This window comes from Telluria sp. AZSoR62 (assembly GCF_058111565.1).
Genome location: NZ_JBYTST010000287.1, coordinates 1 through 275, shown reverse-complemented (window position 1 = coordinate 275; position 275 = coordinate 1). Strand labels below are relative to the sequence as shown.

1 protein-coding gene is annotated in these 275 nt (G+C 52.4%); it reads left to right on the top strand.

The window, feature by feature from the left end:
* A partial coding sequence (locus AC3XQU_RS23835; RefSeq protein WP_489876606.1) for a hypothetical protein occupies positions 1-275 on the top strand: 275 nt, incomplete at both ends.

Sequence of the window (275 nt, the reverse complement as noted above, 5' to 3'; positions counted from 1 at the left end):
ATTGGAGCGAAAAGCAAGAGTACCCGGCACAACTGCTCGATTGCCAAGGAACTTCAAATTGGAAGGCCTTGATTCAGTTGCTTGGGGAACAGCCCGACGGCAAGGTTTTGCTGTTTTCTGATGGGTTTTGGTCGCGGGCCGATGCGAGGTTATTCAAGCAATGGAAGGAGTTCCTGCCGCCGGATGCACTGCGCATTGTCAAAACGGGCGCCGATGCCAATCCACAACTCAAAGGGCCGGATGTTTTTGCAGCTGAAGATTTATTCGCCGTACTG